We start from the raw sequence: 23,371 nt of genomic DNA, 5'->3' as shown, positions 1-23,371 counted from the left end.
GCCGAAGCGGCACAACGTGCGGTTCTTCCCGACAGCCGCTGCCGCGCACGGCGCCGGGTTCTGCGCGGGGATCGGCGTCGGCGCCTGCGCGGGGATCGGCGTCGGCTCGGTGGGCGCGGATCGGCCGTCCCGGATGTGCAGCAGGGACCACAGGCGCGCCCGGAGCCAGGCCCGGCGGCCGTGCAGGAGACCGAGCACGATCGCCGAGCCCACCGCGATCAGGTGCTCGCGGCCGGCCAGGTTGGGCACGGCGACGGACTCCCACACCATCGAGCCGCCGGTCAGCGTGAACACCACGGGGGCGCGTTCGACCACCGAGAGATAGGTGAACAGGCCGACCACGGCCGCCGAGGGCCCGGTGTCGAGGACCTGACCGAACCCGTGCGGCAGTCCGAAGCCCCACCAGCCGGGGCCCAGCGCGATCATCACGCGTGCCGTGAGCGTGCCGGCCAGGGTGGTGGCGTAGGAGATCGCCAGCGTCCGGGCCCGGCCCAGGGCCAGTTCGGCCCAGGCGAAGGCGAGGAACAGCTGGGTGATGCCCGCCCACACCGGCAGATCGAGCGCCGGGACGTACAGCGACACGGGCGTGCGCAGCAGCGACAGCCACAGCGGCAGGTCGGCCCTGACGCCGCCGAGCCGCTTCACCCACAACGCACCGAGCGGGTGCTGGGCGATCGCGTGGAAGAAGATGACGCCGAACGCGGCGACGAACCCCAGCATCAGTCCGGACAGTCCGCGCCGCGCAAGCCGCCGCACCGGTTCGACAACGATGGCATGCCACTCGCCCCGCAGCGTGCGCCCGGTGAACCGGGCGAGCCGAGCGAGCAGCGCGCGGCACCACTCGATGTGCCCTTCAGTCGTCATGAGACACGGCAGCCCATCGCCTTCGGCTCCCCCGTCATGTCCATCGCCCCCTTCGCCCCATGTCCGGTATTCCGGTCATGGGGCGTTTTCCCGTTATCCGCCCGTTTCAGGCGCCATCGTATAGATGTACGGATCTTTCTCGATCACCCCGCCCCGTGGTGCGGGTCGCGTGGTCCGCCCGGTCCCTCCCCCGGTGGGGGCCTCTGTGGTGGTGAGGCCCGATCGGTGACAGTTCAGCGAGCCGGGAGGCGGGCGTCAAGATCCGTTGCGGAGGCACGCGGGTGTGGGAAGACCCACAGGTCCACAGGGCGCGGAATCCGGGACCGGAAGGCAACCTCCGCCCCCTTGGATCCGTCCTCCAGTACAGGCTCCTCGTGTTGTCCGATCACGAACTCTCGTATGGTGACGGCCAGTTCACGACCGAGCGTCACATCTCACCACCCGAGCGTTCCTGCCGGCCTCCACACGCCTGTCTCTGCCGCGAGGACCGGCGGCGGTCGTGCTCGGCGCGGCGGCGGCCACGGCCGCGCACGCAAACCGGTGGTCACCCAGAACGACCTGTTCGAGCTGCCGGTCCGGCTGGATTCCTGGCCGGGCGCGGAGCGTTGCTTGACTTCGAGAGCGCTCCAACTCGTAGCGTCGCAGACGTACGGCACGTGAGGGCTGAGGGCTCCGTCAGCGTGCCGTGCGGAGCGACCATCGAGAGTGCAGGAAAGGCTGGGACACCAGATGCAGAAGCGCAGTCTGCGGGACCTCGAGGTATCGGCTCTCGGCCTTGGCTGTATGGGCATGTCCGCCTTCTACGGCTCCGCCGACCAGGACGAGGGCCTCGCGACCATCCGGCGCGCCCTGGAGCTGGGCATCAACTTCCTCGACACCGCGCAGGTCTACGGCCCGCTCACCAACGAGTCGCTGGTCGGCGAGGCGATCCGGGGGCACCGCGACGAGTACGTGATCGCGACCAAGTTCAACTACCGGATGGACAACGCCGTACCGGGCGACATGAGCACGGTCGGCCGGCAGGACGGGTCGGCCGAGCACGTCCGTGAGTCGATCCACGGCTCGCTGCAGCGGCTGGGCACCGACCACATCGACCTGTACTACCAGCACCGGGTCGACCCGAACGTGCCCATCGAGGAGACCGTCGGCGCGCTGGCCGAACTGGTCGAGCAGGGCAAGGTGCGGCACATCGGGCTCAGCGAGGCGAGCGCGGAGACCATCCGGCGGGCGCACGCCGTGCACCCGATCACCGCCGTGCAGAGCGAGTACTCGCTGTGGACGCGGGACGTGGAGGCCGAGGTGCTGCCCGCCTGCCGGGAGCTGGGCATCGGCTTCGTGCCGTACTCCCCGCTCGGCCGCGGTTTCCTCGCCGGCCGCTTCACCTCGCCGGACGAGCTGGACGAGAACGACTTCCGGCGCAACAACCCGCGCTTCACGGACGCCAACCTGGAGGCGAACCTGCGCCTCGCGGCCAAGGTGAAGGAGATCGCCGCCGAGAAGGACGTGACGCCGGCCCAGCTGGCCATCGCCTGGGTGCTGGCCCAGGGCGAGGACCTGGTGCCGATCCCGGGCACCAAGCGGCGCACCTACCTGGAGCAGAACGCCGGCGCGGCCGGCATCGAGCTGACCAAGGAGGACCTGGCCCGCATCGATGCGGAGCTGCCTGCGGTGGCGGGTGAGCGGTATGACGAGGCCGGGATGAGGGCCGTCAATCGCTGAGCGCCGTAGGGGTGCCGGGAACTGTCATCGGGCGAGCGGGTGCGTGGTGGTCGCTCGCGCAGTTCCCCGCGCCCCTGCGGGGGCGCTGTCGTCGGCGGCGAGCATAGGCGACCGTGAGGACAGCCAGCAGCGGACCCCACAGGAGCAGGGGCGTGTAGCAGACGTAGAGGGACAGGGCCTGCCAGCCGCCCACTCGGGTCGGGAAATCGGCGGGGAGCCGGTCTCCCGTGATCGTTCTGCCCAGGATCTCGGTGGCGAGGGTCAGCACCGTCCACAGCAGGGTCAGGGCGGTGGCCCCGAGCCCGGCCGGGACGACCGCCGCGCTCACCGGAACGCGGCGGCCACGCAGGTGGGGCACCCACCCCGGAAACACCTCGCCCCAGCGGGCGATCAGCCCGAACGCGGTGAGCGCGAGGACCTCGGAGAGCACCGACAGGCCGAGGATGTAGGCCCGCTCACCGATGCCGATGCCGGGGCGCAAGGCGACCGGCAGCCGCCAGAGGCTGGACGGCAGCACGGTCAGCGGTATGGCACAGGCGATGAGGCGTGCGCTGCGGGAGACGCCCTCGACGGGTTCGTGTGCCGCCCGCCAGGCGGCCGTCAGGCGGCCGGGGCGGGTGGCGGTTCCGGGCGGCAGCGGGTCCATGCTCGGTCCTCGGTCTTGGTGGGCCCGGCGGGCCCGTACGGTACCGAAGATCGCAGGGCTGTCCGGTCCGGTGGATCGTCCCGCGGGCCGAACCTCCTCCGCCGTATGGCGGAGGAGCTGGTCGGGCCGTGGGAGGAGCGGTCCGGTCCGAGGGTTCAGGCCGCCGGTTCCCGGGCCGTCCGGGCCGCCTTCGCCAGGTCCAGGTCCGTTGTCTCCGGGGCCAGGAACTGGGAGACCACGGCGCCGACGGCGAGGACGACTGCGCCCACGAGGAGTACGAAGCGGGCGCCGAAGTGGTCGAGCCCCATCGGGAGCAGGAAGGTGCCGATGGCCGCGCCGACGCGGCTCATCGCGGTGGCGAAGCCGACGCCGGTGGCCCGCAGCGACGTCGGGAACACCTCCAGCGGATACACCGCGGTGAGCGCGCTGGAGGCGGCGTTGAGGAAGATGAAGAACAGGAAGCCGCCGACGATCACGGGTGTCGAGTGCGGCCACACCGCGACCAGGGCCAGACAGCCGGCGGTGATCCAGAACGGCGGGATCAGCAGCCTGCGGCGGCCGATGCGGTCCACGACGAGGCAGCCCGCGGTGACGCCGGCGACGGCGGTGAAGGAGTAGACGAGCAGCGCGGCGACCGCGTTGTCGCCCATGTTCAGGGCGTTGAAGACCTGGGTCCAGAAGGTGCCGATGGAGAAGTACGGCAGCACCAGCGCGGCCCAGAACACGCTCGCGAAGACCGTGCTGCGGATGTGCTCGCGGCTGAACAGGGCCCGGAATCCCTGCTGTTGGGGCCGCGCCGTCTCACCGAGCTCGGCGGTGACGTCGATCTCGATGCCGTACGTGCGGATGAGGGTCTCGGCCTCCTCGCGGCGGCCCTTGCTGAGCAGCCAGCGCGCCGACTCGGGGATGCCGCCGCGCAGCGCCACGCAGACCAGGGCGATGAGCGCGCTGCTGGCCAGGGTCCAGCGCCAGCCGCCGTGCACGTCGGCGAAGACGGCGCCGACGACGGTGGCGAGGGCGTAGCCGACGTACCAGCTGATCTCCAGGCTGGCCAGCAGCCGGCCGCGCCCCTTGCGGGGGGCGTACTCGGAGAGCAGCGGGGCGCCGATGGCGTACTCGCCGCCGATGGCGATGCCCATCACCAGGCGGATGAGGAAGAGCTGCGGTCCGTCGGTGACGAAGAGCTGCAGGACCGAGCCGATCAGGAAGATCAGCATGTCGACCAGGAAGACGGGCCGTCTGCCGAACCGGTCGGCGAGGCGGCCGAAGAGCGGCCCGCCGACGAAGATGCCGATCAGCGGGGAGGCGCCGACCAGGCCCTCCATCACCGTGGACAGATGCAGATCGGTGGTCAGGGCGCTCATGGCCATGCCGATGCCGCCGATGATGTAGCCGTCGATGCCCTCGCCGATCTGCGTGGCGAGCTTCAGCTTGGTGTGCAGGCGGCGGCGTTCGCGCAGGAGGTCGGGGGACGGCGGGACGTCGGGTATATCGAACTGGTGTTCAGTCGTAGGCGTCGTTGCCATGAGCGGTCCTTGTCTGGGGAGGGACGTACGGATCCGGGGACGTGGGGAAAGTCAGCCGGTGGGCCAGTCCAGGGCGATGTACTGGGTCTCGAGGAACGCCTCGATGCCCTCGCGGCCGCCTTCCCGGCCGAGGCCGGACTGCTTGACGCCGCCGAAGGGCGCCGCCGGGTCCGACAGCAGGCCCCGGTTGAGCCCGACCATGCCGGCCTCCAGGCGCTCGGCCAGGCGCAGGCCACGGCCGACGTCGCGCGTGTAGACGTAGGCGGCGAGGCCGTGCACGGTGGCGTTGGCGCGGGCCACCACCTCGTCCTCGCCGGTGAAGGTGGTGAGCGCGGCGACGGGGCCGAAGATCTCCTCGTGGAAGACGCGGGCGTCGTCGGGCACGTCGGCGAGGACCATCGCCGGGTGGTAGAAGCCGGGCCCGGCGGGGACGGTGCCCCGCGCCGCGATCCGGGCGCCGCGGGCGAGCGCGTCGTCGACGAGGGAGCGGATCCGGTCGACCGCGGCGCGGTTGATCATCGGGCCGAGCGTGACGCCCTCCTGGTCGCCGGGTCCGGTGCGTACGGCGGCCATGGCGGCGCCGAGCCTCTCGGTGAACTCGGCGGCGACGGCCTCGTGGACGTAGAACCGGTTGGCGGCGATGCAGACCTCGCCGCCGCCGCGCATCTTGGCGTCCATGGCGCCACGCACGGCGGCGTCGACGTCGGCGTCCGCGCAGACGACGAAGGGGGCGTTGCCGCCGAGTTCCATGGTCACGTTGACGACGTTCGCGGCGGCCTGCTCCAGCAGCAGCTTGCCGGTGGCGGTGGAGCCGGTGAAGGAGAACTTGCGGACCCGTTCGTCGCCGAGCCAGGCGGAGACCACCTGTGGGGCGCGGTCGGTGGGCAGGACGCTCACCACACCGTCGGGCACTCCGGCGGCGGCGAGCAGGGCCGCGATCGCGAGCGCGGTGAGCGGGGTCTCGGGGGCGGGCTTCAGCAGTACGGGGCAGCCGGCCGCGAGGGCGGGGGCGATCTTGCGGGCGGCCATGGCGGCCGGGAAGTTCCACGGGGTGACGAACGCGGTGACGCCGACCGGGTGCCGCCGGACGACGTGCCGGAAGCCGCCGCCGGGCGCGTCACCGAAGGAGGAGCCGATACGGACGGCCTCCTCGGCGAACCAGCGGAAGAACTCGGCCGCGTAGCCGACCTCGGCGAGCGCGTCCCCGCGGGCCTTGCCGTTCTCCCGCACGATGAGGTCGGCGAGCGTGTCGCGGTGTGCGAGCAGCAGCCGGAAGGTGTCGTGCAGGATCTCCGAGCGGCGCCGGGGCGGGGTGGCCCGCCAGCCGGCCGCCGCCTCCTCGGCCGCGGCGAGTGCCGCGCGGGCGTCCTCGGCGCCGGCGTCGGACACCCAGCGCACCGGCTCACCGGTGGCCGGGTCGTAGACCGGGTAGGTCCGGCCGTCGGCGGCCGGGAGCCAGCGGCCGCCAAGGAACACATCACCGTCGGCGAGCGGGGCCTTGGCGAGGGTGTCGATGCCGGCGAGGTTCATGAGCTGCTCTTTTCCTCCGTCCCGGACGGGGTTCCGTCCGATGCGCGGTGAATTTACGAGCGCGTCATACGGCCGACAAGGCCACTCAGCCGGATCGCAACGGGGGTTGCTGTGAGGGCAACTCGCCGATCACAGGGGCGTCTTCCGGGCCGGTGGCGCGGAGCGCGGTTCCCAGCCGAGCTGCGAGGACACCCGGGCCGCCGCGCGTGCCGTCGTGCGCCCGGCCTCGTCGAGCCGGTCACCGAGGCGGGACTTGGGGGCGGAGATGTTCAGCGCGGCGACGACCCGGCCGCGGAAGTCCCGTACCGGCGCGGACACGCCGACCAGGTTCGCCTCGAACTCCTCGCTGACGCGGGCGTACCCGTGCCGTCTGCCCTCCTGGATCAGCGACCACAGCTCGGGCACCGGCATCTCGCTCGCCGTGCCGAAGCGGACGTACAGCTCGTCCGGGGTGGCGTCGGCCAGCAGGACCCGGCCGGCCGACAGCCGCCAGGCGGGCACCCCACGGCCCTCCCAGCCGTGGACACGGAAGGAGTGCCCGGAGACGGACAGCAGGGTGAGCACCTCGCGGTCGTGGAGGACGCACAGGTGGCTGGTCTCCTCCAGATCCGCCGAGAGGGCGTGCATGACCGGCTCGGCGACGCGCACCAGGCGGCTCTCGGAGGTGCGGGCGACCAGCGAGAACAGCCGCCAGCCCAGGCGGTACTCCAGGGTGTCCGGGTCGCGTTCCACGATCCCCTCGGCGGCGAGGGCCTTCAGGGCGCGGGAGATCTGGGTCTTCTCGCGGCCGACGAGCTGGGCCAGACGGACCACGCCGAGGCCTCCGGCGCGCTGGGCCTCGTCGGAGGCGAGGGCTTCCAGCAGATCGATGTCCCGGCGCAGACCGTGCCCGCGCGCGATGGGGGTGTCCGTCACGGCGCCATCCTAGGCACGCCGAAGCCGGAGAGAACCCCCAGGTCAAGCGTCGAGTTGTCCGGAGAGCAACCGGCATTTCGATTCCCGGGAGCGCCTTGCCGACGCCGGGTGCCGGACCTAGATTCGCCGCATCGGGCCGGAGGAACTGCTCCGAATGCGAGGCTCGCGCGCTTCGGTCCGTTCGCGTCCTGGTTCGCCCGTCGAACCCCGCCCGGTTCGTCCGTCGAACCCCCGCCACCGAAGGTCCTGGAGTTCCGATGCCTTCCCCGGATTCTTTTGCCGCGACCGCTTCCTTTGCGGCGACCGCGCTGATCGGCGAGTCATTCGCCGGCGACGGCGTGAACGCCGCGCACACCAATGTCGTGATCGGCCGCAAGGGCGGCCCGGTCGAGACCGCCTGGGCGACCGCGCTGGCCACGCCGAGTGCCGGGCACGTGCCGTTCATGACGGTCGTACGGCCGTCGGTGCCGGTCAGGCCGGCGACCCTGTTCGTCACCAAGGCCGCCGCCGAGGGCGAGCTGCACGAGCGGGCCACCTGGGGCAGTGCGCAGGCGGGGCTGGCGCAGGGTGTGCTGGACGCGGTCGCGGAGGGTGTGATCCCGGCCCGGGAGGCGGACGAGCTGCTGATCATCGCGGCCGTCTGGGTCAACCCCGGCGTCGACGACCTCGACGTCTCCTTCCGCAACCAGCGCGCGGCCGCGTACGGCGCCGTGCGGGCCGCGGTGACCGGCTCGCCCTCGGTGGCCGAGGTGCTGGACGCGGCCAAGGAGGGTCCGGCGAACCCGTTCTACACACCGTCCGCGGAGGTGCTCGCCCGGTGAAGATCACCGACATCACGCTCGACCGGCTGTGCCTGGAGCTCGACCCGCCGTTCCGTGCGGCCTGGGACCCGGTGCCGCGCGGCCGTTTCGACGCCACGATCGTGCGCGTGCACACCGACGAGGGGATCACCGGCATCGGCTCCGGCGACCTCATGGACGGATTCGAGACCTACAAGCACCTGTTCGTCGGCGAGGACCCGCTCGACATCACCCGGCATGTGCGAGCCATCGAGACGGCCAGCTTCCACGGCGCGCCCTACTGGCCGCTGGAGGCCGCGCTGTGGGACGTCATCGGCAAGGTGCACGGCCGCCCGGTGTCCGAACTCTTCGGCAACGCGGCGAAGAAGCTGCCCGCGTACGCCTCCTCCGGCGAGCTGAAGTGCCCCGGGGAACGCGTCGCGACCGCGCTGAAGGTGCGCGAGGCGGGTTTCCGGGCGATGAAGATCCGCATCGACCGGGACCGGGTCGAGGACGGCATCGCGGCGGTCCGGGCCGTGCGCGAGGAACTCGGCGACGGCTTCGAGATCATGGTCGACCTCAACCAGTCCTGGCGGATGGCGGGCGACACGGCGCACGCCTCCGACCTCGCCAAGACCCGCAAGATCATCGCCCGGCTCGCCGAGCTGGACGTGTTCTGGGTCGAGGAGCCGCTGCCGTACGCGGACGTGGACGGTTTCAAGCGGCTGCGCGCCGAGAACCCGGGCGTGCGGATCGCGGCCGGCGAGATGCACCACTCGGTCCCGGAGCTGCTGCGCTACCTGGAGGAGGACGCGCTCGACATCTACCAGATGGACGTCGTCCTCGCGATCGGCATGCACCGCGCCCGCACGCTCGCCGAGCTGGCCCAGCTGAAGCACCGTCAGTTCACCCCGCACAGCTGGACGAACGGCATCGGGGTGCTCGCCAACCTCCATGTGGCGGCGGGCGTCGGCGGCGGCCCGTACTTCGAGTTCCCCTACGACCCGCCCGGCTGGACCCCCGAACGCCGCGACTTCATGCTCGCCGAACCGGTGCGGGTCGGCGCCGACGGCTGCCTCGAGGTGCCGGACAAGCCGGGGCTCGGCGTGGAGCTGGACGAGGACGCGATCGACCGCTGGAGGGTGAAGTGACGTACAGCATCGAGGAGTTGCCGGGGCGCACCTACGCCGAGTGGCGGGCGGCGGCCGACAAGCTCGTCTTCGACACCCGCCCCTACATCGACGGCGCGTTCACGGACGCGACGTCCGGCGAGGTGTTCGCGAGCACCTCCCCGCGCGACGGCAGGGTGCTGGCCGAGGTGCAGGCCGCGTCCGCCGAGGACGTCGACCGGGCCGTACGGTCCGCCCGGGCCGCCTTCGAGGACGGCCGCTGGCGCGACCTCGCGCCCAAGCAGCGCAAGCGGATCCTGCTGCGCTGGGCGGAGCTGATCCGGGCGAACGCCGAGGAACTGGCGCTGCTCGACACGCTGGAGATGGGAAAGCCCATCACCGAGTCGCTGCGCGTGGACGTGGCCAAGGCGGCGGAGACGATCGCCTGGTACGCGGAGACGATCGACAAGACGTACGACGAGGTGGCTCCCACGCCCGGTGACGCGCTGGCGCTGATCACCCGTGAGCCGCTGGGTGTCATCGGTGCCGTCGTGCCGTGGAACTACGCGCTGCTGATCGCCAGTTGGAAGCTGGGCCCGGCACTCGCGACCGGCAACAGCGTGGTCCTGAAGCCCGCCGAGCAGACCTCGCTCGCGGCGCTGCGGCTGGCCGCGCTCGCCACCGAGGCGGGGCTGCCGGACGGTGTGTTCAACGTGGTCCCCGGGCGGGGCGAGGTCGCCGGGCAGGCGCTCGGCCGGCACCCGGACGTCGACAAGATCGCCTTCACCGGCTCGGCGGAGGTCGCCCGGCTCTTCCAGGTGTACGCGGGCGAGTCCAACGGCAAGCAGGTCGCCGTCGAGGCGGGCGGCAAGTCCCCCCAGCTCGTCCTGGCGGACGCCGACATCGAGGCCGCCGCGTCCGCCGTGGCCTGGGGCATCTTCTACAACGCGGGCCAGACCTGCAACGCGGGCTCACGGGTCGTCGTGCACGCCTCCGTCAAGGACCGGCTGCTGGACGCCGTAGGCCGGATCACCGCCGAGACCTTCCGCGTGGGCGACCCGCTCGACCCGGCCACGGTGATGGGACCGATCGTGGACGAGGCCCAACTCGCCAAGATCCTGGGCTACATCGAACGGGGCGTCCAGGACGGCGCGACCGTACGCATCGGCGGCCGGCGCGTGCTGGCCGAGACCGGTGGCAGCTATGTGGAGCCGACCGTGCTCGACGGGGTGGCGAACACCTCGGTCGTCGGGCAGGAGGAGATCTTCGGGCCGGTGCTCGCCGTGGTGTCGTACGACGGTGACGCGGAGGACGGCGTACGGCTCGCGAACCAGAGCGACTTCGGGCTCGTCGCCTCCGTGTGGACCCGGGACGTGACCGTGGCCCACCGGACCGCGCGGCGGCTGCGGGCCGGCACGGTGTGGATCAACACCTTCGACGCCAGCGACGTCATCACGCCGTTCGGCGGCTTCAAGGCGACCGGCGCGGGCCGCGACAAGTCCCTGCACGCGCTGGACGCGTACACGGCACTCAAGACGACCTGGGTCAGCCTCGCCTGAACGGCGAGTCCTTCCTTCCCCTACTGATACGCGGCTACCGATATGCAGCTACTGACATGCAGCGAGGACAACTGATGAGGATCGGTTTCATCGGCCTGGGCAACATGGGACGGCACATGGCCCGGCACCTGATCCATGCGGGGCATCCGGTCACCGTGCACGACACCCGGCCCGAGACCGCCGCCGAGCACCTCGCGCTCGGCGCGCGCTGGGCGGACACCCCCGCCGACTGCGCCCAGGACGCCGAGTTCCTGATCACCATGCTGCCCAATCCCCGCATCGTGGAGGACGTGCTGCTGCGCGGCGGAGCCGCCGAGGCGCTGCCCGAGGGCGCGCTGTGGATCGACATGTCGACGTCCACCCCGGCCGCCGCCGAGCGGGTCGCGGCCGAGGTGCTCGACGCGCGCGGCGTACGCCGGCTGGACGCACCGGTCAGCGGGATGGCGCGCGGCGCCGAGGCGGGCACGCTGCAGATCTTCGCGGGCGGCGCAGGCGACGACTTCCGGATCGCGCTGCCGGCCTTCGAGGCGATGGGCGACCCCGACCGTGTGCTGCACGTCGGCCCGCTGGGCGCCGGTTACACCGTCAAGCTCATGATCAACCTGCTGTGGTTCAGCCACCTCGTCGCCAGCAGCGAGGTGCTGGCGATGGGCGTCAAGGCGGGTGTCGACCTGGGTGTGCTGCGAGGCTCGCTGCTCGCCTCACCGGCGGCGTCGCACTTCCTGGAGCACGACATCATGTGCGTGCTCGCCGACGGCGACTACGACGACTCCTTCGCGATGGCGCTGGCCTGCAAGGACCTCGGGCTCGCCGTCGACCTCGGCCGTGACCTGGGGGTCTCCACGGAGCTGTCGGCGCTGGTCGAGCAGATCTACCGCCGCTCCAAGGCCCAGCACGGCGACCTCGCGGGCGAGATGAGCCCGGTACGGCTCTACGAGGCGCTGGCCGGGCGGGAGTTCAGGCTGCCGCCCGCGGCCGCCGTGCTCGACGCCACCACGCTCACGGCCTGACGCCACCGAGTCCTCCCAGGAGCCGCACCCATGACCGACAGCTTCACCCCCTTCAGCCTCGACACCGTCTGCCGCGTCGAGTTCGGCCCCGGCCGGATCGAGCTGCTGCCCGAACTGATCTCGGCCACCGGTCACCACCGCGCGTTCGTCGTCACCGACCGGGGACTGCGCGCGGCCGGTGTCGCCGAGCGCGTGCTGAAGACCCTCGACATGGCGGGCGTGGAGTACGCCGTGTACGACGAGGTGGCACCCAACCCTTCCACCGGGAACGTCGACGCGGGCGCCGCCCGGGCCCGTGCGTTCGGTCCGGCGGCGGTCGTCGCACTGGGCGGCGGCTCGGTGCTGGACGCCGCGAAGGGTATATCCCTGCTGGTGGGCAACCCGGACGCGGTCGCCGCCGACGCCGACCACCTCTGGGAGGCGGCCGACGGGCTGCCGCTGATCGCCGTACCGACCACCTCCGGGACCGGTGCGGAGACCAACGGCTTCGGTGTCATCGAGGACACGGCGGCCTGTCGCAAGGTGTACATCGGCCACCCCTCCGTCAAGCCCCGCGTCGCCCTGCTCGACCCGGAGCTGACGCTCGGCCTGCCGCCGGCGGCGACCGCCGCGACCGGCATCGACGCGCTCGTCCACGGCATCGAGTCGCTGGCCTCGCGCGGCGCGAACGCCTTCTCCGTCGCCTACGCCACCCAGGCGGTGGGCATGGTCAGCCGTGCGCTGCCGTCCGCCCACCGGGACGGCTCGGACCTCGACGCGCGCGCCGAGCTGATGATGGGCGCCCATCTGGCCGGCCAGGCCCTGACCCTCTCCGGGCTCGGCCTGGTCCACGGCATCGGCCACGCGCTCACCGCCCACACCGGCACCCCGCACGGTGTCGCCCTCGCCGCCGTCCTGGAGGAGGTCATGGAGTTCAGCGCACCGGCGGCGCGGGAAGCCTACGAGCAGGCGGCGCGGGCCATGCGCGTGCCGCCGCCCGCCGACGGCGACTGGGCCCGGGCAGCCGTCGCGGCGGTACGGGACCTGTCCGGCACCCTCGACATCAAACGCCCGCTGCGCGACCTGGGCGCCGACCGCGCCCTGTTGCCGGCCATCGCGGCGGGCGCGGTCGCGGACGCGGTCACGAAGAACACCCCGCGACTGCCGGAGGAGGCCGAGGTGCTGGAACTGCTGACGCGGGTGTACTGAACCCCTCGCGGCGACCGATCGTTTCGTTACTGCTTGTCACGCACGGCGAGCCGTTTGGCGATCTCGGTCTTGACCGTCTCGTGCAGTTGGTCCGACGTGAAGCCGAGGCTGCGCAGGATCTGCGCGGCCGGGCTCTCCTCGGCGCGGATCAGGCCCAGCAGCGTGTGTTCCGTGCCGACCCAGTCGTGGCCGAGGTCGGCCGACACGCGGCGTGCCTGCTCGATGGCCTCCTTGCTCTCCGGCCGGAACGCGATGTGACCCCGCAGCGCCTTCTCCCCGGTCGGCGGCATCGCTTCCTCGATCGCGTCGCGGATGCGTTGCTCCGACCCGGTTTTCGCCACCAGCACCTCATACGCGAGGCCCTGCGGTTCGCCGAGCAGGCCGAGCAGCATGTGTTCGGTGCCGATGAAGTCGTGCTTGTGCGTTCGGGCAGCCTCCTGCGCCAGCACGATGCTGTGCCGGTTCAGCTTGGTGAACCGCTCGAACGGGGCGGGCGCATGGCGTTGCTGGGCGGCCTGTTTGGACACTCCGATGGCGTCGCCGATCTCGGTCCAGGACGCGCCGGTCTGCTTGGCCTTGCTGACGTAGTGGTCGATGAGCTGGTCACCGAGGTCGGACAGCGTCTGGGCGCGAAGTCGTGCCTCGCTGATGCGGGCCAGTTCGTTGGCGTCGGGGAGTTCCTCGTCGAGCCGGGCGATCAGGTCGGCGAGGCTGATGTCGAGTGGACTCATGCGTCAATCGTAAGTTGACGACCTCTCAGCGTCAACTTGTAATTGACGCTTCCGGCAGGTGATACACGTGGAAGGCCTGCCCGATGACCGGCTGGGCCACGTTCCGTACGCGGACGCCGCCGCTGGTCATGCCGTGCTCGGAACCGGCGTGGGCGTGGCCGTGCACGGCGAGGTCGGCGCCGGCGGTGTCGATCGCCTCGGCCAGCAGGTAGCTGCCGAGGAAGGGATAGATCTCCGGCGGCTCCCCGGCCAGGGTGTCCGGCACGGGCGAGAAGTGGGTCAGGGCGATCCGCACGTCGCAGTCGCGGTCGGCCAGGTCCTTCAGGGCGGTGTGCAGGCCGTCGGCGCAGCGGCGGCTGTAGCGGACGAACTCCTTCATCAGCGGTTCGCCGAACTCCCCGGCGCAGCGTCCGACGAATCCGCCGCCGAACCCCTTCGTCCCGGCGACCCCGATCCGGGCCTCGCCGGCGTTGACGACGACGGCCTGTCCCTCCAGTACATGGGCGCCGGCGTCCCGGAGGATCGCGGCGACCTCCTCGGGCCGCTCGTCGTGGTGGTCGTGGTTGCCGAGAACGGCGACGACCGGCACGCCGAGGTCCTTGATCTCCCGTGCGACGACCGCGGCCTCCTCCGGAGTGCCGTGCCGCGTCAGATCCCCGGCGAGGAGCAGGACGTCGGCCCATTCCGGCAGCGTCTCGAAGGAGGGGCGCAGCGTGCCCTGGCTCTCGGGGCCCATGTGGATGTCCCCGACGGCCGCGACGCGGATCATGTCAGGTCCTCCCCGTGGTCGGGCGAGGAGGTCCCGGCGACGAGGATGTCGCAGTGGACGGGATGCCCCGCCAGTTCCTCGCGGGCGATGCGCAGGATGTCGTCCCGGTACTGGGTGGACGGCACGGTACCGGTCAGCTGGACGGCGTCGCCGCGCAGCTCCGGCCGTACGCCGAGCTCCCCGAGCGGCCCGGCGGCCAGGCGTTCGGCGAGATGGGCGACGCGGTAGTCCAGGTTGCCTGCCGTCGGCGGGGGCGGCGGGCTGGTGTCGGTCATGGCTGCCCCTCCTGGGGGTCGATCACGTTCAGCCGTTCGAGGAGGAAGAGGAAGGCGGCCGGCATGGGCTGGTCGCCGCAGGCCGCCCGCAGCTCGTCCCAGTCGACCTTCTCGCGGACGGCACGGGCCACCGGCAGGACGGCCCCGAAGTCGCAGTAGTGCTCGGAGAACGCGCTGATCAGGCTGTGGATCAGGTCGGTCGGCGACAGGACGGGCATCAGTACCGAGTCGACCGGCAGGACATGGGCGCGTTTGAGCATGTCCCGGGTCACGGGCTGGTGCGCGAGGGCGAAGATGATGTCGACGTTCTGCCCCTGGCAGGTGGTCTTCAGCAGCCAGTCCTCCGGCGGGGTCCGGATGGGAAGACCGGCCTCGCGCAGGGTGGCGGCCACCGCCTCGGCGTCGTCGGGCAGCACGCAGAAGTCGGCGTCGTGCTGGAGATAGCGGCTGCCGCCGTGGGCGTACACGGCCACGCTCCCGGCGAGTGCGAACGGGTGACCGGCCCGTTTGAGCAGGGCACCGATCTGCTTGGCGGCCTCCAGGATGGCCTGGCTGCGGTCCTGTGGCAGGCCGGGCTGTACCGGCGCGGGCGCGGCGGGGTCGCCCGGTCCGCCCGTGGCGAGGTGGAGCCCGGTGACCTCCGGCCGCCGCAGTGGCGCGGTCCCCTCCCCGTTGTGCGTCATGGCATCTCCGTTCACGCCACCCTGCACCCCCGGTTCGGCCGGTGCGGCCCCGGGGGTCGTACGGGTACCCGGCGCACCCGCAGCGACACGGCGTACGCTGCCGACGATCTCCTCGTCGGCGGTCGGGCCGGTGTCCCGGCCCCGGCACATGAGATCAGCGACCCGTGTTCCACAGGTCTCACGTCTCCCATTCTTCCCGCCGTGACGTGCATCGCGTCCGGCGCGGGAGCACGCTGTAGGAATGAGGGCCCTGCTCAGGGTGGGTTCGCGGCAGCCGTGGCAGTCGGCACACGCTCTGTTGCTGCTTCCGGTCGCGCTCATCGTGGTGATCACGGTGATCGACACGCAGACCCCCACCAATGTGCACCTCGGCCCGGCTCTGGTGATCGCGCCCGCGCTCACGCCGTCCTTCGCCGGGCCACGGACCACGGCGGGCGTCGGAGCGCTGGCCCTGGCCGCCCAGATCCTCATCGGTGTCACGCACGGCGGTCTCGGCACCATGAACCACGTCGTGCAGATCATCACCCTCGCGGTGCTCTCGGTGCTGGTGGTGATCTACAGCGCCCTGAAGGAGCGCCGGCTGGCCCAGCTGGCCCAGGTCCGCACGGTCGCCGAGGCGGCGCAGCACGTGCTGATGTGGCCGTTGCCCGAGCAGATCGGCCCGCTGCGGATCGCCTCGCTGTACCTGGCCGCCGAGGACGAGGCACAGATCGGCGGCGACCTGTACGCGGCGACCCGGTGCGACGGCGCGGTGCGGGTCCTGATCGGCGATGTGCGCGGCAAGGGGCTGCCCGCGATCGGCGAGGCCGCGCTGCTGCTCGGCGCCTTCCGGGAGAGCGCCCACCGGCACATCTCGCTCGAGGAACTGGCCGCCCTGCTGGAGCAGAGCGTCACCCGTTACGCGGCGGATCTGGACACGCCGGAGGAGGCGGGCGAACGGTTCGCCACCGCGCTGCTGGTGGAGATACCGGACCGGGATCCGGTCACCCGGATGACCAGCTGCGGCCATCCGCCGCCGCTGCTGCTGAGCCCCGGCCAGGCCGTCACCGTGCCGAGCCTGCACCCGTCACCGCCGCTCGGGGTGGAGCACGGCGTCACCGAGCACACGCTGGACGTGTTCTCCTTCGAGCCCGGCGACACCCTGCTCCTCTACACCGACGGTGTGATGGAGGCCAGGGACGCCCACGGCCGGTTCTATCCGCTCACCGAGCGGGTGGTCCGCTGGACCGACGACAGTCCCGAGGCGCTGATGCACCATGTGCGGCGCGACCTGCTCACGCATGCGGGGGGCCGGCTGGACGACGACGCCGCGCTCATCGCCCTGCACCGCACGACCGTCGACCGGCGCCGCCACCACGGCCGGGGCACCGGCGCGGACAGCTTCCGGCACGGGTGAAACTCGCTCAAGCGTCTGCTTGAACTCCCCGTGCACCAATGTTCAGTTCGCACGTACGACAGATCATGGCCGACCGCGGGACGGCGCTGCCCCGGCCGTACTTCCCTCGCGGGGGCCACTGACCTCCACGGCAGGCGTGAGTCCCGCCCCGAGTGGGGCGGGGCGGGACCGCACGCCCCCGGTCAGCGGACCGACTTGAGGTCGGTGATCTTGAGGGTCTTCAGGTCGGACTGGACGTCGATCCTGCTGACCTCGGCGTGCGGCCCGTCGCTCCAGGTGAGCGTCACCCGGCTGGTGGCGTGGCCGGCGCCGGAACCGGTGTAGGTGACCTTCCACTTCACCGGAACGTTCTGCGCGAAGAGAATGCCGTCGGCGTGCTCCTTCTTCTCGAAGGCGGCGACTTTCTTCTGGGCGGCGGCGGAGAGGTAGAAGGCACGCAGCGCCTTGGCGGCATCACCCGCGGACTTGTCGTCGGTGGACCAGACGGCGTCGATGTAGGCACCGTAGAAGTCGGCCACGCGCTGGGTGACGTTGCGCGGGTCGCCCTGGGCGGAGGACACCGCGGCGGCACGGGTGGTGTGGCTCGCGCCGGCGCCCGCGAGAGCGGGCGTCACGGCGGCCAGGGTGAGCCCGCCGGCGAGAGCCACGGCGGTGATCAGGGTCTTGCGTCTGCGGACGGACATACGTCTCGTTCCCCCCGGTTTCGGTACGACCAGGCCGATCCCGGCCGTCGACGGACTTTAAGACCTGATTTCCCTCGCGCCGGTTCCGCTTCTCCCTGCTTTTTTCCCACTCGATTCGCGGAAAATGAGGCAGCCGGAAGGTTGTGCCGAATTCCGGCCGGTTTCCGCGCCCTTTCGGTCATTCCGCCTGGGGCGGCCGACGAGCATGCTGCTCCTCGACGAGCCGGGCGAGGTTGTCCAGGGCCATCCGGGTGCCCAGCTCGTTGTCCGCGCGGGGGATGTCGTCGGGGATGCCCTCGTGCAGGATCTCCACGTCCGTGCCGCCGTCGGCCGCGGTGAGCGTGGTCGTCATGGTCATGGTGCCGCGCACGGTGTCGTCGTCGGCCTCGAACGCGAACACCTCGACGACCAGGGCACCGGGCTCGAGCCGGGCGAAGTGGCCGTGGTAGGTGTCGGTGTGCCCGCCCGGCTTGCCGGCGGCGGACGCGTCGTCGTAGGTCAGGGAGACCCGGAAGGCGCCGCCCTCGCGGGCGTCGAAGCGGTGGACGCGGGCGGTCATGCCGGGCGGGACGCGCCAGGCCGCGATCGCCTCCGGGTCGGTCAGGGCCCGGTAGACGGCGTGCGGGGGCGCCTGCACACGCCGGGAGACTCGGGTGGCGTACATGGGCTCACGCTACCGGCCGGGAGGCCGCCCGACCCGCCGTACGAGAGGGGAGGGGCCGAGGTCCGGGAGGTGGGTGCGGACCCCGGCCCCTGGTCTGTCGGGGCCTGCCGGTGTGGCCTGTCAGGGCTTGCGGGCGACCGCCCCGTACATCGCGATGTCCTCGTCGCGGATGTTCTGCTCGCCACTGCCGTCGGGGTGCCACTTGTGCACCTGGACGATGCCGGGCTCGACCAGTTCCAGGCCCTCGAAGAACTCATGGGCCTCGTCGATGGTGCGCAGTCGCATCGGCATGTTGCGGGCCGCGTACTCGCGGGCCACCCGGCCCACCTCGTCGGGCGCGAACTCGGCGGTGCCGATGGACATCGCCAGATAGCTGCCGGACGGCAGCGGCTCCAGCAGCCGGCGTACGACACCGACCGCGTCGTCCTCGTCGAGCATGAAGTGGACGATGGCGATGACCGTGAGCGCGACCGGCCGGTCCAGGTCCAGGGTCTCGCGCAGCTCCGGGGCCTCCAGGATGGCCGCCGGCTCGCGGAAGTCGGCCTCGATGTACGACGTCCGGCCTTCGGGCGCGCTGGCCAGCAGGCCCTGGGAGAGGGTGAGCACGATCGGGTCGTTGTCGACGTAGACCACCCGGGACTCGGGGGCCACGGTCTGGGCGATCTCGTGCAGGTTGGGCGAGGTCGGGATGCCGGTGCCGATGTCCAGGAACTGGCGCATGCCCGCCTCCTCGGCGAGCCAGCGCACGGCGCGGTTCATCCAGTCCCGGTTGGCGCGCATGTGGACCGGGAGCGCGGGCCACTCCCGGGCCATGGCGTCGCCGGCCTCCTTGTCGGCGGGGTAGTAGTCCTTGCCGCCGAGGATGTAGTCGTAGATGCGGGCCGAGTGGGCGTTCTGGGTGTCGATGCGGTCGGCCGGCCATCCGTTGTCGGGCAACGCCGTGTCTCCCATTCGGGTCGGGGGTGGGGGCTTGCGTGCGAACAGGTGCGTCACAGCTCCTTGCGGATCGCGCCGAGCAGGGCCTCGGTCTTCCGGGCGGGCGCGGCCTGGGCGCCGAGTCGGTCCAGCGCCTCCCGGTACACCACGACGTCGTCGGCCTTGTCGAGATAGACGGCCCCGACCAGGCCGTTGAGGTAGACGATGTCGGGCAGTTCGCGGGCCCGGAACCGGAAGAGGTGGTAGGCACCCGCCCGCATCGCCGGGTGCGGGCCGTGGGCGAACGGCATGAGCTGCAGGGTCACCTGGGGCAGCCGGTTGACCTCGAGGAGGTGGTCGATCTGTGCCCGCATCACCTGTGGTCCGCCGACCGGCCAGCGCAGCACGGTCTCGTCCATCACCACCCACAACCGGGGCGGTGCCTCGCGGGCCAGCAGTTCCTGGCGGCGCATGCGCAGCGCGACCCGGCGTTCGGTGGCCTCGGCGGAGGCGTGCGGATTCTCTGCGCCGAGCAGGGCGCGCGCATAGTCCTCGGTCTGCAGCAGGCCGTGCACGAACTGGTTCTCGTAGGCGCGGATCTGCAACGCGGCCTGTTCCAGACTGAGATAGGCGGCGAACCAGTCGGGCATCACATCGCGGTAGGTGTGCCACCAGCCGCGCTTGTTGGCCTCCCGCACGGACTTCAGGAAGGTGTCGATCTCGTCCCGGTCGGTGACGCCGTAGACCTGGAGCAGTTTCTCGGCGTCCGCGAGCCGCAGCCGGGCCACCTTGGCGGCCTCCATGCGGCGGATCGTCGAGTGGCTGACGCCGATGGCGGCGCCCGCCTCGTCGTAGCTGAGGCCGGCCCGGTTCCGCAGGTCCTCCAGTTGCCGGCCGAGGATCATGCGCAGGACGGAGGGGGCGCCACCCCAGTCGGTCTCCGCGGTCACGCCCCACCCCCTCACCAGGTCACAGAGACACCGTCGTACACGGTCGCTCGCCCGACCCATTCGATCACGTTCTGGCCGAATCAGCATGCACTTGGCCACTTGCAAATTTCAACTTGCTGGTTGCGGAGCGTTGTTGGCGGGTGGGACAGTGGACCCACTGCTCCGGCCGACCAAGGAGCAGGCGGCGCGGCCGGGTTGGGGGAGACCGGGCCGCAGTACGGCCTCCTGGGAGGCGGTGTGTCGTCTGCTGCGCGAGCGGCCGGCGCGAGACCGACACCCCCCACGCGAGGCCGGACGAAAGGCGCACGGCGATGGCTCCGCCCTCCCTCCACCGACCACCCCTGAGCACCGACCCATCGCGCCTGCCCGCAGTACCCCTTCAACACCGGTCCACGGATGAGGCGGATCGGGCTCCGGACCCCGTGAAGCGCCGACACCGGGAGCCTGCCGGCGCGGACCGGGCACACGAAGGGGCTACGGACGACACGAACGGGACGCTTCCGGCTACGGAGGGCGCGGACCGGGCACTTCCGGCCACGGAGGGCGCGGACCGGGCATACCGAGCCCTGGACGGCGCGAGTCGGGCCAACCGGGTCCCGGGCAACGCGGACCGGGCACACCGGGGCCCGAACACCGCAGACCAGCCACACCAACCACTGGACGAGGCGGACCAGCCCCACCGGACTCCGGGCAACACAGACCGGACACACCAGGTCTCGAACACCGCAGACCAGCCACACCAACCACTCGACGAAACGGATCAACCCCACCAAATCCCAGGCAACATGGAGCGGGCACGCCGAGTGCCGGACGCCGCGGACCGGGCATACCCGGCGCTTGATGTCGCGAGTCAGCCGTGTCTGGCTCCGGACCGTGTGAACCGGTCCTGCCCGGCTCCGGGCAGCGCGGGACGAGCAGACCGGTGGGCGGGCGCCGCCGGCGGACCGCGGCCTCGGGCGGACATGGCGAATGTGCCGCGCCCGGCCCCGGACGCGGCGGACCGGTCCCACCCCGTGGCGCATCCGCACCGACCGCCGGTCCCGGCCGGCGTCTTGAGACCACCCGGAGGTGAGCGCCTCGGTCGACTCCCTGGGCCCCACGGCCCCGACCGGCTCACCTCCGGGGACCCGCTGCCCCGTTCCGCCGCCGCCTTCGACCTGCCGGCCCGGCCGACGGCCGTCGGCGCCGCCCGCCGTGTCGTACGGGATCTGCTGACCTCCTGGGGCGTACCGGAAGACCCCCGGGACGACGCAATCCTGGTGACATCGGAGCTGGTCACGAACGCCCTCGTACACGCGGCCGGTGACCGGATCGCCTGCCGGCTGCACGGCACGGCGGACCGCATACGGATCGAGGTCGAGGACCAGGAAGGCGGCCCCGCGCTGCCGGCGGCGCGCCACGCCCGACCCGACGACCAGCACGGCCGCGGGCTGTTCCTGGTCGAAGCGCTGAGCCTCGACTGGGGCGTGACGCCGGTATCCGGCCGGCCCGCCCGAGTCGTCTGGGCGGAGCTGCCGTACGGCGTCGCCTGACACCAGGCCCCGCCGAACCGGCCGCACTGCCCCGGACCATCCCCCCACCAGCTCCGAAGGATGCCCCATGCACCACAGGACCCCTGCCCCCACCCCATCCGCCGACCCCTCCTGGACCCGCACCCGCCCCAAGCCCGGCTCCCAGGAACAGGCCGACTGAGCCGAAGTCCTGCGCCGTACGGCACCCCCCCCCGCAGCCGCCACCCCAACACCCGAACGGGGTGGCATGGAGTGCGGTACCGACACCACCCCCGACCCGCCACGTCCCAAAACCACCCCCACCGGCACCCCACCCGCCCCCGAACCCCGGTAGATTCGCCGCCGGTGCGGGTAGTCCGCATCCGGTGGGGATCGGGATCCGTGCGGTTCCGTGTTCTCGTGCGGGCCGTTCCGTCAGGGGTGTGCATGGTCTGGTCGGTGATCCGCCGGAGGCGGACCGCGTCCGGGCTGCCCGTGCCCGGTCGGTGCGGGCCCGGGGCCGGTCGGCACGTGCTGGCCACCGAACGGCTGTTGCTGTTCACACCCCGGACCCGGCTGGACGTGGCGGCGGCGCTCGCCGCCTGCGCCGACGCCGAGGCGCAGCGCTGGCTCGGCACCCAGGCGGACGAGGTCCTGCCCGACCCCGCCACCCGCAGGGCGCTGCTCGCCTGGCGGCCGGCCGGTGACGACGGCCGCCGGGTACCCCGGAAGCTGGCCCAGCCGTACGCCCCCGGCCCGGACGACCCACTGCTGCTGGTCTGTGTGCGCAGATCCAGCCTCGGCTATGCCGGAGCCATCGAACTGGACCACCACACCGGCGAGTTGGGCGGCTGGCTGGCGCCGGCGTGCCGCGGCCAGGGCCTGGGCGCGGAGCTGTTCCGCGCGGGCGTGGCGCTCGCGCACACCCATGCCGGGCTGACCACGGTCCGGGCGGGCGCGGAACCCGGGAACACCGCGAGCCGGCGGGCCCTGGCCGGCGCCGGATTCGTACCGGACGAGGGGCCGTCCCGGCACACCCTGCCCGACGGACGTGTGGTCGACGCCGTCTGGCACCGCCACGACAGCTCGGCGGCCTCCCGCTGCCGCTGACGACCAACCGAATCATCTCCCACCCCCCACCTCCCACGGAGAGCCGACGTGACAGACACCGGATTCAGCCCGGAGCGGATCGACACCGGCAAGCCGCACTCCGCCCGGATGTACGACTGGTTCCTGGACGGAAAGGACCACTACTCCGTCGACGCCGAGGCCGCGAGCAAGGTGCTGGAGCTCTTTCCGGGCGCCAAGGACGCGGCCTGGGCCAACCGCGAGTTCATGCACCGGGCCGCCCGCTTCGTCGCCCGCCAGGGCGTCGACCAGTTCCTGGACGTGGGCACCGGGATCCCCACCGAGCCGAATCTGCACCAGGTGGTCCAGGCGGTCACCCCGAGCGCCGCGGTGGTGTACGCCGACAACGACCCGATCGTGCTGCGGCACGCCGAGGCCCTGCTCCACGGCACGCCCGAGGGCCGTACCGCCTATCTGCACGCCGATGTCCGCGAGCCGGAGCGGATCGTGGCGTACGCCCGCGAACATCTGGACCTCGACCGGCCCGTGGGCCTGTCGCTGATCGCGCTGTTGCCGTTCGTCGCCGACGAGCAGGACCCGTACGGCATCGTGCGGACGCTGCTGGAGCCGCTGCCCTCCGGCAGCTACCTGACGCTCTCCCATGCCCGCGCCGAGTTCGACCCGGAGGTGTGGGAGCGGATCGCGGCCGTCTACCGCTCCGGCGGCACGCACGTCCGGGCGCGCTCGTACGCCGAGGTGACCCGGTTCTTCGACGGCCTGGACCTGTGCGATCCGGGCGTGGTGCCGGCCACCCGCTGGCATCCCGAGCCGGGCATGCGGGTGCGCGAGGAGCAGCCGCTGTTCGCGGGGGTAGCCCGCAAGCCCTGACGCGGTGCGGGGCC

The 23,371-nt window shown here is 72.0% G+C and carries 23 protein-coding genes; 10 read left to right on the top strand and 13 right to left on the bottom strand.

Annotated features, from left to right (window positions below; all coding sequences use genetic code 11):
• Positions 1 to 864: hypothetical protein (locus ACWC0C_RS32345; RefSeq protein ID WP_450867619.1), on the bottom strand; the 864-nt coding region annotated here is incomplete at its 3' end.
• A 729-nt stretch (positions 865 to 1,593) separates the two neighbouring features.
• Between ACWC0C_RS32345 and ACWC0C_RS32340 the strand changes: the two genes are divergently transcribed.
• The gene (locus tag ACWC0C_RS32340) at positions 1,594 to 2,583 is read left to right on the top strand and encodes an aldo/keto reductase (RefSeq protein WP_450867618.1); all 990 of its coding nucleotides are present in this window, start codon (positions 1,594 to 1,596) and stop codon (positions 2,581 to 2,583) included.
• On the opposite strand, the gene ACWC0C_RS32335 is transcribed toward ACWC0C_RS32340, so the two are convergent.
• From ACWC0C_RS32335 to ACWC0C_RS32320, 4 genes are all read right to left on the bottom strand, one after another.
• Complete coding sequence (locus tag ACWC0C_RS32335) at positions 2,573 to 3,229, bottom strand: hypothetical protein (protein ID WP_450867616.1); 657 nt, start codon at positions 3,227 to 3,229, stop codon at positions 2,573 to 2,575. The genes ACWC0C_RS32340 and ACWC0C_RS32335 overlap by 11 nt on opposite strands.
• A 155-nt stretch (positions 3,230 to 3,384) precedes the next feature.
• Positions 3,385 to 4,755: an MFS transporter gene (locus ACWC0C_RS32330; RefSeq protein WP_450867614.1), complete on the bottom strand. Its 1,371-nt coding sequence runs from the start codon at positions 4,753 to 4,755 to the stop codon at positions 3,385 to 3,387.
• 51 nt (positions 4,756 to 4,806) lie between these two features.
• A complete protein-coding gene (locus tag ACWC0C_RS32325) occupies positions 4,807 to 6,285 on the bottom strand; it encodes an NAD-dependent succinate-semialdehyde dehydrogenase (protein WP_450867613.1) in 1,479 nt (492 codons plus the stop codon).
• A gap of 129 nt (positions 6,286 to 6,414) precedes the next feature.
• Complete coding sequence (locus ACWC0C_RS32320; RefSeq protein WP_450867611.1) at positions 6,415 to 7,200, bottom strand: IclR family transcriptional regulator; 786 nt, start codon at positions 7,198 to 7,200, stop codon at positions 6,415 to 6,417.
• Between the two features lie 257 nt (positions 7,201 to 7,457).
• Between ACWC0C_RS32320 and fae the strand changes: the two genes are divergently transcribed.
• From fae to ACWC0C_RS32295, 5 genes are all read left to right on the top strand, one after another.
• On the top strand, positions 7,458 to 8,021 hold the full coding sequence (gene fae, locus ACWC0C_RS32315) for a formaldehyde-activating enzyme (RefSeq protein ID WP_450867610.1): 564 nt from the start codon (positions 7,458 to 7,460) through the stop codon (positions 8,019 to 8,021).
• Complete coding sequence (locus ACWC0C_RS32310; protein ID WP_450867608.1) at positions 8,018 to 9,130, top strand: mandelate racemase/muconate lactonizing enzyme family protein; 1,113 nt, start codon at positions 8,018 to 8,020, stop codon at positions 9,128 to 9,130. Before fae ends, ACWC0C_RS32310 begins: the two co-directional genes overlap by 4 nt.
• Positions 9,127 to 10,647 (top strand): aldehyde dehydrogenase, encoded by a 1,521-nt coding sequence (locus ACWC0C_RS32305; RefSeq protein ID WP_449194093.1) that lies wholly within the window; start codon positions 9,127 to 9,129, stop codon positions 10,645 to 10,647. The genes ACWC0C_RS32310 and ACWC0C_RS32305 overlap by 4 nt, the downstream gene beginning before the upstream one ends.
• A gap of 74 nt (positions 10,648 to 10,721) precedes the next feature.
• The gene (locus ACWC0C_RS32300) at positions 10,722 to 11,657 is read left to right on the top strand and encodes an NAD(P)-dependent oxidoreductase (RefSeq protein ID WP_450867607.1); all 936 of its coding nucleotides are present in this window, start codon (positions 10,722 to 10,724) and stop codon (positions 11,655 to 11,657) included.
• A 30-nt stretch (positions 11,658 to 11,687) separates the two neighbouring features.
• Positions 11,688 to 12,845, top strand: coding sequence for an iron-containing alcohol dehydrogenase family protein (locus tag ACWC0C_RS32295; RefSeq protein WP_450867605.1), 1,158 nt, complete (start codon positions 11,688 to 11,690; stop codon positions 12,843 to 12,845).
• A 26-nt stretch (positions 12,846 to 12,871) separates the two neighbouring features.
• Here ACWC0C_RS32295 and ACWC0C_RS32290 read toward each other — a convergent pair whose 3' ends face one another.
• Genes ACWC0C_RS32290 through ACWC0C_RS32275 form a run of 4 tightly spaced genes read right to left on the bottom strand, consistent with a single transcriptional unit; the run spans position 12,872 to position 15,303 of the window.
• Entirely contained in the window at positions 12,872 to 13,576 is a 705-nt protein-coding gene (locus ACWC0C_RS32290; protein ID WP_450867604.1) for a Clp protease N-terminal domain-containing protein, read from the bottom strand.
• A gap of 31 nt (positions 13,577 to 13,607) precedes the next feature.
• Positions 13,608 to 14,345, bottom strand: a complete 738-nt coding sequence (locus tag ACWC0C_RS32285; protein WP_450867602.1) for a metallophosphoesterase family protein — start codon at positions 14,343 to 14,345, stop codon at positions 13,608 to 13,610.
• Positions 14,342 to 14,620 carry a hypothetical protein gene (locus ACWC0C_RS32280; protein ID WP_449194088.1) on the bottom strand — a complete coding sequence of 93 codons (279 nt, stop codon included), beginning with the start codon at positions 14,618 to 14,620 and terminating at the stop codon, positions 14,342 to 14,344. The genes ACWC0C_RS32285 and ACWC0C_RS32280 overlap by 4 nt, the downstream gene beginning before the upstream one ends.
• Complete coding sequence (locus tag ACWC0C_RS32275) at positions 14,617 to 15,303, bottom strand: hypothetical protein (protein ID WP_450867601.1); 687 nt, start codon at positions 15,301 to 15,303, stop codon at positions 14,617 to 14,619. Before ACWC0C_RS32275 ends, ACWC0C_RS32280 begins: the two co-directional genes overlap by 4 nt.
• Positions 15,304 to 15,544: 241 nt before the next feature.
• Between ACWC0C_RS32275 and ACWC0C_RS32270 the strand changes: the two genes are divergently transcribed.
• On the top strand, positions 15,545 to 16,699 hold the full coding sequence (locus ACWC0C_RS32270) for a PP2C family protein-serine/threonine phosphatase (protein WP_450867599.1): 1,155 nt from the start codon (positions 15,545 to 15,547) through the stop codon (positions 16,697 to 16,699).
• Positions 16,700 to 16,881: 182 nt separating this feature from the next.
• On the opposite strand, the gene ACWC0C_RS32265 is transcribed toward ACWC0C_RS32270, so the two are convergent.
• The 4 genes from ACWC0C_RS32265 to ACWC0C_RS32250 form a co-directional block, all read right to left on the bottom strand.
• Positions 16,882 to 17,382 (bottom strand): hypothetical protein, encoded by a 501-nt coding sequence (locus tag ACWC0C_RS32265; protein WP_450867598.1) that lies wholly within the window; start codon positions 17,380 to 17,382, stop codon positions 16,882 to 16,884.
• A gap of 178 nt (positions 17,383 to 17,560) precedes the next feature.
• Positions 17,561 to 18,046 carry an SRPBCC domain-containing protein gene (locus ACWC0C_RS32260; RefSeq protein ID WP_450867597.1) on the bottom strand — a complete coding sequence of 162 codons (486 nt, stop codon included), beginning with the start codon at positions 18,044 to 18,046 and terminating at the stop codon, positions 17,561 to 17,563.
• 120 nt (positions 18,047 to 18,166) lie between these two features.
• Entirely contained in the window at positions 18,167 to 18,982 is an 816-nt protein-coding gene (locus ACWC0C_RS32255; protein ID WP_449194083.1) for an SAM-dependent methyltransferase, read from the bottom strand.
• 53 nt (positions 18,983 to 19,035) lie between these two features.
• Entirely contained in the window at positions 19,036 to 19,911 is an 876-nt protein-coding gene (locus ACWC0C_RS32250; RefSeq protein WP_449194082.1) for a helix-turn-helix domain-containing protein, read from the bottom strand.
• Between the two features lie 1,052 nt (positions 19,912 to 20,963).
• On the opposite strand from ACWC0C_RS32250, the gene ACWC0C_RS32245 reads away from it, so the two are divergent.
• The 3 genes from ACWC0C_RS32245 to ACWC0C_RS32235 all read left to right on the top strand — a co-directional run bounded on the left by ACWC0C_RS32245 (position 20,964) and on the right by ACWC0C_RS32235 (position 23,357).
• Positions 20,964 to 21,443: an ATP-binding protein gene (locus tag ACWC0C_RS32245; RefSeq protein WP_450867596.1), complete on the top strand. Its 480-nt coding sequence runs from the start codon at positions 20,964 to 20,966 to the stop codon at positions 21,441 to 21,443.
• A 489-nt stretch (positions 21,444 to 21,932) separates the two neighbouring features.
• Positions 21,933 to 22,511 carry a GNAT family N-acetyltransferase gene (locus ACWC0C_RS32240; RefSeq protein ID WP_449194080.1) on the top strand — a complete coding sequence of 193 codons (579 nt, stop codon included), beginning with the start codon at positions 21,933 to 21,935 and terminating at the stop codon, positions 22,509 to 22,511.
• Positions 22,512 to 22,559: 48 nt separating this feature from the next.
• On the top strand, positions 22,560 to 23,357 hold the full coding sequence (locus ACWC0C_RS32235; RefSeq protein ID WP_450867593.1) for an SAM-dependent methyltransferase: 798 nt from the start codon (positions 22,560 to 22,562) through the stop codon (positions 23,355 to 23,357).
• Positions 23,358 to 23,371 lie beyond the last annotated feature (14 nt).

Source organism: Streptomyces sp. NPDC001709 (assembly GCF_053596375.1).
Note: the sequence above shows the minus strand (reverse complement) of the source record. Positions and strands in the feature narration are given on the sequence as shown.